General features: G+C 66.8%; 10 protein-coding genes and 1 pseudogene. All 11 read left to right on the top strand.

Annotated features, from left to right (window positions below):
• Nucleotides 1-238 precede the first annotated feature (238 nt).
• Nucleotides 239-1,201, top strand: coding sequence for an RluA family pseudouridine synthase (locus J2W36_RS26350; protein WP_307692758.1), 963 nt, complete (start codon nucleotides 239-241; stop codon nucleotides 1,199-1,201).
• A gap of 132 nt (nucleotides 1,202-1,333) precedes the next feature.
• On the top strand, nucleotides 1,334-2,095 hold the full coding sequence (gene scpB, locus J2W36_RS26345) for an SMC-Scp complex subunit ScpB (protein ID WP_307692757.1): 762 nt from the start codon (nucleotides 1,334-1,336) through the stop codon (nucleotides 2,093-2,095).
• Nucleotides 2,092-3,723: a pseudouridine synthase gene (locus J2W36_RS26340; protein ID WP_307692756.1), complete on the top strand. Its 1,632-nt coding sequence runs from the start codon at nucleotides 2,092-2,094 to the stop codon at nucleotides 3,721-3,723. The genes scpB and J2W36_RS26340 overlap by 4 nt, the downstream gene beginning before the upstream one ends.
• 148 nt (nucleotides 3,724-3,871) lie before the next feature.
• Nucleotides 3,872-4,297, top strand: a complete 426-nt coding sequence (ndk, locus tag J2W36_RS26335; protein WP_307692755.1) for a nucleoside-diphosphate kinase — start codon at nucleotides 3,872-3,874, stop codon at nucleotides 4,295-4,297.
• A gap of 20 nt (nucleotides 4,298-4,317) precedes the next feature.
• Nucleotides 4,318-5,469, top strand: coding sequence for a dual-specificity RNA methyltransferase RlmN (rlmN, locus tag J2W36_RS26330; RefSeq protein ID WP_307692754.1), 1,152 nt, complete (start codon nucleotides 4,318-4,320; stop codon nucleotides 5,467-5,469).
• A gap of 4 nt (nucleotides 5,470-5,473) precedes the next feature.
• Complete coding sequence (gene pilW, locus J2W36_RS26325) at nucleotides 5,474-6,298, top strand: type IV pilus biogenesis/stability protein PilW (RefSeq protein ID WP_307692753.1); 825 nt, start codon at nucleotides 5,474-5,476, stop codon at nucleotides 6,296-6,298.
• Complete coding sequence (locus J2W36_RS26320) at nucleotides 6,291-7,199, top strand: helix-turn-helix domain-containing protein (RefSeq protein ID WP_307692752.1); 909 nt, start codon at nucleotides 6,291-6,293, stop codon at nucleotides 7,197-7,199. Before pilW ends, J2W36_RS26320 begins: the two co-directional genes overlap by 8 nt.
• Nucleotides 7,196-8,482, top strand: coding sequence for a flavodoxin-dependent (E)-4-hydroxy-3-methylbut-2-enyl-diphosphate synthase (gene ispG / locus J2W36_RS26315; RefSeq protein ID WP_307692751.1), 1,287 nt, complete (start codon nucleotides 7,196-7,198; stop codon nucleotides 8,480-8,482). The genes J2W36_RS26320 and ispG overlap by 4 nt, the downstream gene beginning before the upstream one ends.
• Nucleotides 8,483-8,502: 20 nt before the next feature.
• The gene (gene hisS, locus J2W36_RS26310) at nucleotides 8,503-9,813 is read left to right on the top strand and encodes a histidine--tRNA ligase (protein ID WP_307692750.1); all 1,311 of its coding nucleotides are present in this window, start codon (nucleotides 8,503-8,505) and stop codon (nucleotides 9,811-9,813) included.
• 6 nt (nucleotides 9,814-9,819) lie between these two features.
• Entirely contained in the window at nucleotides 9,820-10,515 is a 696-nt protein-coding gene (locus tag J2W36_RS26305) for a YfgM family protein (protein WP_307692749.1), read from the top strand.
• 8 nt (nucleotides 10,516-10,523) lie between these two features.
• Nucleotides 10,524-10,756, top strand: a pseudogene (locus J2W36_RS26300) (hypothetical protein); the annotation flags it as partial.

Raw genomic sequence — 10,756 nt, 5'->3', positions numbered from 1 at the left:
TAGATCTTGTTGGGACTCCAGTTTGCCGTCTCGTCGACCTTGCTGGTCGAGCAACCGGCCACCAGCCATGCGGTGGCGCACAGCGCCAGCCAGCCAGGGACAACCGATAATTTGGAGCGAAACATCAAATGAAGCTTTCTTGAAACAACTGCCCCCGATTATATCGACCGCCTCCCACGGCGGGCCCGCCGCGCCTGCGGCCCCGCTCGCAGCCCGGGACGGCGCGGACGCGCCCGACGTGGAGGAGGGTGCCGACCTTGCCGAGCCCAGCGAACTGCGCGCCTTCGTGGTCGGCGTCGGACAGCATGGCCTGCGCCTGGACCGTGCGCTCGCCGAACTGGTGCCCGAACTGTCTCGCAGCTATCTTCAGCAATTGATAGAAGCTGGCGTGGTGGAACTGCAAGGCCGCGTGGTCACCAAGGTTTCTGCCACGGTGCGCGCTGGCGCGTCTGGCCGCATCGAGCTGCGCCCGACGCCGCAGAGCCAGGCGTTCAAGCCCGAAGCCATGCCGATCGATGTGGTTTTCGAGGACGAGCACCTGCGCGTGATCAACAAGCCCGCTGGCCTGGTGGTGCATCCGGCGCCCGGTCACTGGAGCGGCACCTTGCTCAACGGGCTGCTCGCACTCGACCCCAAGGCCGTGCTGCTGCCGCGTGCGGGTATCGTGCACCGGCTCGATCGCGACACCAGCGGCCTGATGGTCGTGGCGCGCACGCGCGCCACCATGGACGCCCTGGTCGCCCTGATCGCAGCGCGCGACGTCACGCGCCAGTACGTCGCCATGGCCCACAAGCCCTGGGACGGGCCGCGCGCGCGCCAGGTCGATGCGCCCATCGGCCGCGATCCGCGCAATCGCCTGCGCATGGCGGTGGTCGATCTGGAGCGCCATCCCGGCAAGCTCGCGCGCACGCGCATCGAGCGGCTGGACGACTGCGACGAGGGGTGTGTGGTGCGCTGCACGCTCGAAACGGGTCGCACGCACCAGATCCGCGTGCACATGGCGTCGATCGGCCATCCGCTGGTGGCCGACACGCTGTACGGTGGTCATGCCGCCGCCGGGTTGACGCGACAGGCGCTGCACGCTTTCAGGCTTGCCTTCGTGCATCCCGTGACGCAGGAGGCGCTCGAATTCCGCGCGCCGCTGCCGACGGATCTGGCCCATGGCCTGCGCGAGTGGGGTCTGGATTACAATCGGGACTGATGGCCCCTGGGGCCCCGTCGGCCGCTCGTGCCGACCTCGCGTTGAACCCGCCACGTGCCGGCAGCGCCTCCCGCTTCTCTCTCATCTCTCTGAACGTGCGCCGCTGGCGCCTTATCCCGGATTACGCGAACCATGAATACGGCGGATGCCAAGCGCATTCTCGAAACCGCCTTGATCTGTTCGTCGCAACCCTTGTCGGTGCGCGACATGCGCGTCCTGTTCGACGACGAACTCGGCGCCGACACCCTCAAGGCACTGCTGCTCGAACTGCAGGACGACTGGACGCAACGCGGTCTGGAGCTCGTGAGCGTGGGCACCGGATGGCGTTTCCAGAGCCGTCCGGAAATGCGCGACCACCTCGACCGCCTGCATCCCGAAAAACCGCCGCGCTACACGCGCGCCGCGCTGGAAACGCTCGCCATCATTGCGTACCGCCAGCCAGTCACGCGCGGCGACATGGAAGACATTCGCGGCGTGACCATCAATTCGATGATCATCAAGCAGCTCGAAGACCGCAACTGGGTCGAGGTCATCGGCCATCGCGAGACGGTCGGCCGGCCCGCCCTGTTTGCGACCACGCGCCAGTTCCTGGACGACCTGGGCCTGGCCTCGCTCGACCAGTTGCCGGTGATCGAGACCCCCGCGCACCAGAACGCGCTGCTCGACGCCCTCGCCGAGGCTGCGGGCGACAACGCGGCGCAGACGGCCTTGCCGATGGATGCACCAGCAGACCCGCCCGCCGATCTGCCAGCCAATCTGCCGGCCGAACCGATCCCAGACTCCACCGACGCGCCTTCTTCTCCTGAAGCGCCGTCAGCCCCTGACACCGCTTGGGGTGTTGCGCCTGAAGACAAGGCCGGCGCCCCTGCCGTCCCACCCGGAAATCCATCATGAGCTCCTCCGAACCCGACGACGCGGCCTCGCTGCCGGCCGATCTTCCAGTCAGCGACGTGCCTGCGTCCGAGACGCCTGAAGCGGCCGCACCGCGCAAGCGCCGTCCCCGCAAGCCCAAGGCGGACGCTGTGTCGACAGACGCGACGGCCACCGAGGGGGTCGCCCAGGCGGATGCGGTCGAGACCGCATCCGTGCCCGAACCCGTCGCCGCTGCGCCGGTGCAGGCGGCCGCAGCACCGGCGCCCGTCGCCGATGTGCGTGGCGATGACGAGCGGACCGAAGAGGCGCAGGCAGAGGAGGACGAGGAAGACGAAGAGGAGCCTGACGAAGAGGAGGATGACCTCGACCGTGCCCGCCGTGCCGCAGACAAGGCCCAGCGCAACGCGCCGCCGCCGCAGCCCATCCGCTTCGCCGACGTGATCTCCGGCCAGTTCGATGCCGACGAAGACAGTCCGGAAGTGCCGCCGCTCAAGCGGGTGCTGTTACCGGAGGCCGATTCGCCCAAGCTGCACAAGGTGCTGGCACAGGCCGGTCTGGGTTCGCGGCTGGAAATGGAGGCCCTCATCCTGCAGGGCCGCATTTCGGTGAACAACGAACCGGCCCACATCGGCCAGCGCATCCAGTACGGCGATCAGGTCAAGATCAACGGCAAACCGATCCGCTACCGGATCGCGCCGCCACCGCCGCGCGTCATCGCGTACCACAAGCCCACGGGCGAAGTGGTGACGAACGACGACCCGCAGAATCGCCCGACCGTGTTCCGCAAGCTGCCGCGCCTGCAACAGGGCAAGTGGCAGTCGGTGGGCCGCCTCGACCTCAACACCGAAGGCTTGCTTCTGTTCACGAGTTCGGGCGAGCTCGCCAACCAGCTCATGCATCCGCGCTTCGGCCTGGAACGCGAGTACGCCGTGCGGGTGCTCGGCGCGCTCAATGCCGAAGAGAAGAAGAAGCTGCTCGAGGGCGTGCGTCTGGACGATGGCATGGCCCAGTTCGGCAGCATCGAGGAGGGCGGCGGCGAAGGCTCCAACCATTGGTACAAGGTGACCATCTCCGAAGGGCGCAACCGCGAAGTGCGTCGGCTGTTCGAGTCGGTCGGCCATGCGGTCAGCCGACTCATCCGCATCCGCTACGGCGCGATGCTGTTGCCGCGGGGCCTCAAGCGCGGTGCCTGGATGGAGCTCGACGACCGTGACATTCGACAACTGTTCGATGCCGCCGGCGGCCTGGCCGAACGGCAACCACGCAGCGCGCCGGGCCCCCGAGGCCCGGGCGAGGGTGGGGGGCGGACCAACCGTAACAGTCCACAGCGGCGCGGCAATGCGGGCGCGGGTGGTGGTGGTGGCAATCGCGGGCGCAACGGTCCGCCGGGCGCGCCGCCGCAGGGCCGGCGCGGCAACGACAACGTCCGTGGCGACCGCCAGGGCCAGGCTGGCAAGCGCCAGGGCGATGATCGTCAGCCAGGCGGTGCCAACCAGCCCGACCCGATGAAGACCTCGCTGGGCTACATTGGTGCGGACAGCTTCTCTCGCCAGCGCAAGGAGCAGCGGCAGGCGCCGCGGCGCCCGGGCGGTGGCCCGGGTGGCGGCAATTCCGGCGGCCCGGGCGCCAAGCGCCGCCGCGGACGCTGAACTTTCCCGATCGGCTGCGGTCTTTCACGGTCTCTTCATGAGCTCTGGAGGCCGCGCCGGTTAAAATCGCTGGCTTTGTCAAGGCTGTGCAACCTGGTGTTGCAGCCGCGGCGAAAGTCCTCAAATCAACTGCTCAGGAAGCATTTCAATGGCAATCGAACGCACCCTCTCCATCATCAAGCCCGACGCCGTCGCCAAGAACGTCATCGGCAAGATCGTCTCCCGCTTCGAAGCAGCTGGCCTGAAGATCGCCGCTGCCAAGCTGGTGCAACTGTCGCGCGCCGAAGCCGAACAGTTCTACGCCGTGCACAGCGCACGTCCTTTCTTCAAGGACCTGGTCGAGTTCATGATCTCCGGCCCCGTGTTCGTGCAAGTGCTCGAAGGCGAGAACGCCATCGCCAAGAACCGTGACCTGATGGGCGCCACCGACCCGAAGAAGGCCGATGCCGGCACGATCCGCGCCGACTTCGCCGACAGCATCGACGCCAATGCCGTGCACGGCTCGGACGCTCCTGAAACCGCAGCGAACGAAATCTCGTTCTTCTTCGCTGGCCTCAACGTCTACGCACGCTGAGGTTGAACCCGCCCAACGCAATGACGACCACGGCCAACCTGCTCGAGTTCGATCTGGAAGGCCTGGCCGCGTTCTGCGAACGGCTGGGTGAAAAGCGTTTCCGCGCGACGCAGCTGTTCCGTTGGATCCACCAGCGGGGCGCCAGCGATTTCGCGCAGATGACCGATCTGGCCAAGTCGCTGCGCGAGAAGCTCGCGACCACGGCCCGGGTCGAGGCCCTGACGGTCATCACCCAACACGAATCGGCCGACGGCACCATCAAGTGGCTGTTCGACGTGGGCGACGGCAATGCCGTCGAAGCCGTTTTCATTCCCGAGGACGACAGAGGCACCTTGTGCGTGTCGTCCCAGGCCGGTTGTGCCGTCGGCTGCCGTTTCTGCTCGACCGGCCACCAAGGCTTCAGTCGCAACCTGACCACTGGCGAGATCGTTGCCCAGCTCTGGTTCGCCGAGCACTTCCTTCGCAAGCACCTCCAGCGCAGCGAGCGCGTCATCTCCAACGTCGTGATGATGGGCATGGGCGAACCGCTGCAGAACTACAGTGCGCTGGTGCCTGCCTTGCGCACCATGCTCGACGACAACGCCTATGGCCTGTCGCGCCGTCGCGTGACGGTGTCGACGTCCGGCGTGGTGCCGATGATGGACCGCTTGGGCGCCGATTGTCCGGTCGCGCTGGCCGTGTCGCTGCACGCGCCCAACGACGCGCTGCGCGACGACCTGGTGCCGCTCAACCGCAAGTACCCCATCGCCGAGTTGCTCGACGCCTGCAAGCGCTACCTCGCGCACGCGCCGCGCGACTTCATCACCTTCGAATACTGCATGCTCGACGGCGTGAACGACCAGCCTGCGCATGCCAAGGAGCTGGTGGACCTGGTGCGCTCGACGGGCGTTTCTTGCAAGTTCAATCTGATTCCCTTCAACCCGTTCCCGGCGTCGGGCCTGCTGCGCTCGCCCCAGCCGCGCGTGTTGGCCTTTGCCAAGGCGTTGAGCGAGGCCGGCATTGTGACCACCGTGCGCAAGACCCGCGGGGACGACATCGATGCGGCTTGCGGCCAGCTGGCCGGCGACGTCAAAGACCGTACCCATGCGGCCGAACGGATGGCGCAGCGCCGCACCGTGATGCTTCATCCGGTCGGTGCCGCTCGCAAGCCGGTGTCGCCGCAGGAGCATTGAGGCGATGACGACAGTTTCTCCGGGCGCGCGCACGCGGACGCTTCCGGCGCTGCTGCTGGCCGCCCTGGTGGTTCTCGCCGCGCTGCTGGGGGGCTGCGTGTCCACCAGCCCGTCGCGCACCGTCGGCGATCGGCAGGCGGGAGCCGATCCCCTGGCGGACCGTCAGCGCGCCCGCATCCGGCTCGAGCTTGCGATCGGTTACTCCCAGCAAGGCCAGACCAGCGTGGCGCTGCAAGAAATCAATCAGGCGCTGGTGCTCGACCCCGCCTATGCCGACGGCTACAACGTCCGCGGGCTGATCGCCATGCAGGTGGCAGACACCGCATTGGCGGAAGACAGTTTTCGCCAGGCACTCGCCATCGCGCCGCAGGACCCCAATACTCTGCACAACGTGGGATGGCTGCGCTGCGAGCAGGGGCGCTATAGCGATGCAGAGGGTTTTTTCCAGCGGGCGCTCGCCGTACCGGGCTACGCGCAGCCGGCCCGTACCTGGATGACCTCGGGCATCTGCCTGCAACGCGCCGGGCAGGCCGAAGCCGCCGAGCGCAGCCTGTTGCGGGCGCGTGCGCTCGACGCCAACGATCCGGTGACCGGATTCCACTTGGCGCAGTTGGCTGAAGCCAAAGGCGACCTGACCGGTGCCGACGCCTATATTCGCCGAGTCAACGACGGATCGTCGGCGAACGCCGAAACGCTATGGCTCGGCATCCGGGTCGACAACAAACTCAACCGCCGCGAAACGATGGCCGAGCTTGGGGCTCGGTTGCAGCGGCGTTTTCCGCAGTCGCGGGAAGCTATTGCGTACGAACGCGGGAATTTCAATGATTGAACGGGCCAGCGAATTTGCTGCATCTTCCGAGCAACCGACGGTTGCAGGCGATACCCAACCCCTGACCGCCGGCGACATGCTGCGCCAGGCGCGCGAAGCGCACGGCCTGCAGATCGATGTCGTTGCTGCAGCCCTCAAGGTGCCCGTCAAGAAGTTGCAGTCGCTCGAGGACGACGACATCGCCGCGCTGCCCGATCCGGTGTTCGCACGTGCACTGGCGGCGAGCGTCGCTCGTGCCCTGCACATCGATCCGGCCCCGGTGCTTGCCAAGCTCCCGGGCGCCGTACGCCCAGGCCTGGCCGATGCCGACCAGACCATCAGTTCGCATATCCGGTCGGGCGCGCCGCGCTCGGGCCGGGGTGCAAGCTGGCAACCGTCGCGCGCGGTGTGGATTTTCGTGGCGCTGTTGTTGGTGGGCGCCGCCGCATTGCTTTGGTTGCCTTCGTCGGTGTTCGAACGCCTGGGTGCGACGGTGTCGCGCATCACTTCCAGCCAGGACAAGGCTTCGTCCACGGGTGGCCTGCCACCCGGCGAGGCCCCACCGCCCGGCACGGTGGTCGAGCCCGCCGTCGCGGCGGTCGAGCCGAGCGCTCCGCCAGCGCCGGCAGCCCCTGCCGCGACCGAGCCCGCCGCGCCGGCCGCCGCAGTGCCTGCCAGCAGTGACGCGGTGGTCTTCGTGGCGCGCGAAGACTCCTGGGTCACCGTCACCGAAGCCGGCGGCAAGCAGCTCCTGCGCCGCACGATCAAGGCGGGTGAAACCGTCGGCCTGTCGGGCAAGCTGCCGCTGTCGGTGGTCGTCGGCCGCGCATCGGGCATGAGCGTGCAGGTGCAGGGCAAACCTTTCGATCTGGCGTCGGTCACCAAGTCCGGCGGTGTTGCACGTTTCGAGGTGAAACCATGAACGATCCCGTGACCGACCCGTTCCCCATCGAGCCGGCCGCGCCTGCCGCACGCCGCTCGCGCCAGGCGCGGGTCGTCTGGGGGCCGCGGATCGTCACGGTCGGCGGTGACGCGCCGGTGCGCGTTCAGTCGATGACCAACACCGACACGGTCGATGCCATCGGCACCGCCATCCAGGTCAAGGAATTGGCGATTGCAGGCTCGGAGATGGTTCGCATCACCGTCAACACGCCCGAGGCTGCCGCGCAGGTGCCCTACATCCGCGAGCAGCTTGACCGCATGGGCATCGACGTGCCGCTGATCGGCGACTTCCACTACAACGGCCACCGCCTGCTGACCGACTATCCGGCCTGTGCCGAGGCGCTCAGCAAGTACCGCATCAACCCAGGCAACGTGGGCAAGGGCGACAAGAAGGACAAGCAGTTCGGGCAGATGATCGAGGCCGCGATGCGCTGGAACAAGCCGGTGCGCATCGGCGTGAACTGGGGCAGCCTCGACCAGGAACTGCTGGCCCATCTGATGGACGTCAACAGCCGGCGTGCTACGCCCTGGGGCGCCAAGTCGGTGATGTACGAGGCGCTTGTGAGCTCGGCCATCGATTCCGCGAAGCTTGCCGAATCGATGGGCATGAACGGCGACCAGATCATCCTCAGCTGCAAGGTGAGCGGCGTGCAGGACCTGATTTCGGTCTACCGTGAACTGGCCAAACGCTGCAGCTACCCGCTGCACCTGGGCCTGACCGAAGCCGGCATGGGCACCAAGGGCACGGTGGCGTCGGCCACGGCACTGTCGGTCCTGTTGCAGGAAGGCATCGGCGACACCATCCGTGTATCGCTCACGCCGCAGCCGGGCGAGGCGCGCACGCAGGAAGTCGTGATTGCCAACGAGATTCTTCAGGCGCTCGGCCTGCGCGTGTTCGTGCCGAGCGTGACGGCCTGTCCGGGTTGCGGGCGCACCACCAGCAGCACGTTCCAGGAACTGGCCAAGACCATCGATGATTTCCTGCGCCAGCAGATGCCGGTGTGGCGCAAGAAGTATCCGGGTGTCGAAACACTCAAGGTGGCCGTGATGGGCTGCATCGTCAACGGTCCTGGCGAGAGCAAGCATGCGGACATCGGCATCAGCCTGCCGGGTACCGGCGAGGCACCGGCTGCACCCGTCTTCATCGATGGCGAGAAGGCGTTGACCCTGCGCGGCGACAACATCGCCGCCGAATTCCACGAGCTCGTCGAGCGCTACATCGACAAACGCTTCGGTCAGGCACAGACCGCCGAAGCCGTCTGAACCTTTTTTTCTGCGAATCCATGGCCGACAAATTGAATGCCGTCAAAGGCATGAACGACATCCTGCCGCCTGAGTCGGCGCGCTGGGAATGGCTCGAAGCCACCGTACGCGAGCTGATGGGCCGTTTTGCGTATCGCAACGTCCGTACGCCGATCCTGGAGCACACGGCGCTGTTCGTGCGTGGCATCGGCGAAGTGACCGACATCGTCGAGAAGGAGATGTACGCCTTCGAAGACCGTTCGGACAAGCATGGCCAGGCCGAGCATCTGGCGATGCGACCGGAGAACACAGCCGGCCTGGTGCGCGCCGTCATCGAGCACAACATGCTATACGACGGTCCCAAGCGCCTCTGGTACACAGGCCCGATGTTTCGTCGCGAAAAGCCGCAGCGCGGGCGCTATCGCCAGTTCCACCAGATCGGTGCCGAGGCCCTGGGTTTTGCCGGCCCCGACGTGGATGCGGAACTCATCCTGCTGGCGAATGCGCTGTGGAAGGCGATCGGTCTGACCGACGTGCGCCTGGAACTCAACAGCCTGGGACAGCCGGCAGAACGTGCACAGCATCGCGCACAGCTCATCGCCCACTTCGAGCAGCACGCCGACAAGCTCGATGAGGACGGCAAGCGCCGCCTGCACAGCAACCCGTTGCGCATCCTGGACACCAAGAACCCGGCGATGAAGGAGGTGGTCGAGGCGGCACCGAAGCTGATCGACTTTCTCGGTGCCGAGTCGCTCGCGCACTTCGAGGGGCTGCAGGCCATCCTGCGCGCGAACGACATCGCCTTCACGATCAATCCGCGCCTCGTACGCGGCCTGGACTACTACAACCTCAGCGTCTTCGAGTTCGTGACCGACCGGCTGGGCGCGCAGGGCACCGTGTGCGCAGGTGGCCGCTACGACGACCTGATCGCGCAAATCGGCGGCAAGCCGGCACCTGCGGTGGGATGGGCGATGGGCGTCGAACGGGTGCTCGATCTGCTCAAGGAGCAGGGCGCCGCCGTGGCCGCGCCCGTGCCCACGGCCTATGCCGTGGTGCCCGATGCGGCATCGATGCCGGTCGTCCTGCGTACCCTGCAGGCGCTGCGCGAGTCGGGTGTCAGCGTGCAGATGCATGCGGCCACCGCGGACGGCCTGAGCAGCTTCAAGGCGCAGATGAAGAAAGCCGATGCCAGCGGTGCACCGTACGCGCTGATCTTCGGCGCCGATGAGTTGGCGCGCGGCGAGGTCACCATCAAGGCGCTGCGTGATGGCAGCGGTGCCCAGACCGCCCGTGTGCTCTCCGACGTGGCCGCCTGGGCGGCCACCCTACAATCGCCGGTTCCCTTTCACTGACAGCGCATGGCAACTCATCTCGACCTCGAAGAACAGGAACAGCTCGACCAGCTCAAGCATTTCTGGAACACGTACGGCACCTTGATCACCTGGATCGTGCTGATTGCCGCGGGCGCCTTCATGGCGTGGAACGGCTGGCAGTACTACCAGCGCAACAAGGCCACGCAGGCTTCCGCCCTTTATGACGAGATCGAGCGAAGTGCCACGGCGGGCGATGCCGATCGCATCGAGCGCGCGCTCGGCGAAATGAAGAGCCGCTTTGCCGGCACCGCCTATGCGCAGCAGGCCGGCTTGCTGGCAGCCAAGACCTTGCGCGACAAGGGCAAGGAAGAGGGGTCGCGCGCCGCCCTGACCTGGGTGGCCGAACATGCGGTCGACCCCGGCTATCAGGCGATCGCCCGCCTGCGCCTGGCCGCCGAACTGCTGGATGCCAAGTCCTACGACGAAGCGCTCAAGCAGTTGGCGGCGCCGGTGCCCAAGGAATTCGACGCACTGGTGGCCGATCGCAAGGGCGACGTCTACATGGCGCAGGGCAAACGCGATGAAGCCAAGGCCGAGTACGGCAAGGCCTGGAGCGGTTTCGAGCCGCAAAGCGATTACCGCCGGCTGGTGGAGGTCAAGCTGAATGCGGTTGGCGTCGACCCGAAGAGCCTGACGCCCACCGTGGTCGTCACGCCTGCCACGGCTCCCACTTCCAAGTGATTGCACTCATGAATCAGAAGATTTCTCTTTCCTCCGGTCGGTCTTCTCGCGGCCGATCCTTGCTGCGCGCTGGCCTGTCGGCGCTCGTGCTGGCGGGGCTGGCGGCGTGCTCGAGCCCTGAAAAGCCCAAGCCGGTGGACCTGCCACCGGTCAACGCGGCGCTGCTGAGCGTGCGCCAGGCCTGGACGGTGCGCATACCGGAGGTGTCCTTCCCGCTGCAGACCGACGTCAGCGGCGACGT

Source organism: Variovorax ginsengisoli (assembly GCF_030811835.1).
Lineage (GTDB): Bacteria > Pseudomonadota > Gammaproteobacteria > Burkholderiales > Burkholderiaceae_C > Variovorax > Variovorax ginsengisoli_C.
This window is presented reverse-complemented; position numbering and strand designations above follow the sequence as displayed.

What these genes read in the sequence shown, in the direction of transcription:
- scpB (WP_307692757.1), top strand. Translation starts at nt 1,334, where the DNA reads ATGAATACGGCGGATGCCAAGCGCATTCTCGAAACCGCCTTGATCTGT.
- J2W36_RS26340 (WP_307692756.1), top strand. Translation starts at nt 2,092, where the DNA reads ATGAGCTCCTCCGAACCCGACGACGCGGCCTCGCTGCCGGCCGATCTT.
- ndk (WP_307692755.1), top strand. Translation starts at nt 3,872, where the DNA reads ATGGCAATCGAACGCACCCTCTCCATCATCAAGCCCGACGCCGTCGCC.
- rlmN (WP_307692754.1), top strand. Translation starts at nt 4,318, where the DNA reads ATGACGACCACGGCCAACCTGCTCGAGTTCGATCTGGAAGGCCTGGCC.
- pilW (WP_307692753.1), top strand. Translation starts at nt 5,474, where the DNA reads ATGACGACAGTTTCTCCGGGCGCGCGCACGCGGACGCTTCCGGCGCTG.
- J2W36_RS26320 (WP_307692752.1), top strand. Translation starts at nt 6,291, where the DNA reads ATGATTGAACGGGCCAGCGAATTTGCTGCATCTTCCGAGCAACCGACG.
- ispG (WP_307692751.1), top strand. Translation starts at nt 7,196, where the DNA reads ATGAACGATCCCGTGACCGACCCGTTCCCCATCGAGCCGGCCGCGCCT.
- hisS (WP_307692750.1), top strand. Translation starts at nt 8,503, where the DNA reads ATGGCCGACAAATTGAATGCCGTCAAAGGCATGAACGACATCCTGCCG.
- J2W36_RS26305 (WP_307692749.1), top strand. Translation starts at nt 9,820, where the DNA reads ATGGCAACTCATCTCGACCTCGAAGAACAGGAACAGCTCGACCAGCTC.